The organism is Hymenobacter agri (assembly GCF_054778495.1).
The window spans coordinates 1-573 of the sequence record NZ_BAAGZM010001269.1; the positions used below are offsets into that span (position 1 = coordinate 1).

Annotated in this window: 1 protein-coding gene; it reads left to right on the forward strand. The window is 67.5% G+C overall.

Annotation, left to right across the window (positions count from 1 at the left end):
- Positions 1-151: 151 nt before the first annotated feature.
- Positions 152-573 (forward strand): LytR/AlgR family response regulator transcription factor (locus tag ACYVDE_RS25740; protein WP_460504343.1); only part of this gene is annotated, 422 nt, incomplete at its 3' end.

Genomic DNA, 573 nt, shown 5'->3' on the forward strand with positions numbered 1-573 from the left:
CGGCCTGGGCCTGCACAACCTGCGCCGCCGCCTCGAATTGCTGTACCCCGGCCGCCACGCCCTGCACGTGCGCACCCTGCCCGGCGAGTACGCCGTCACGCTGGAGCTGGGCAGCGGAGAATAAGCTCAGGGAGCAAGCCCCACCATTAACTTGCCGCCCCGTTCCACCACGCCGCTGCCCCTCGCCATGCACCGCCTCACCTGCGCCATACTCGACGATGAACCGCTGGCCCTCGACCTGCTGGCCGACTACTGCGCCCAGGTGCCGTTTCTGGAGCTAAAGGGCCGGTTTCACGATGCACTGGCGGGCTTGGCCTTCTTGCAGGACAACCCGGTCGATGTCGTGTTTCTCGACATTCACATGCCGCGCCTCACCGGCTTGCAGCTGGTGCAGCTACTGCCCGCGCCCGCGCCGCGCATCGTCTTCACCACCGCCTTCGACCAATATGCCGTGCAGAGCTACACGCTGAACGCGGCCGACTACCTACTCAAGCCCATTGCCTTCGACCGGTTTTTGCAGGCCGTGCACAAGCTGCGCCCGCCCGCCGGGCCGCCTGCCGCCGCCGAAGCCGC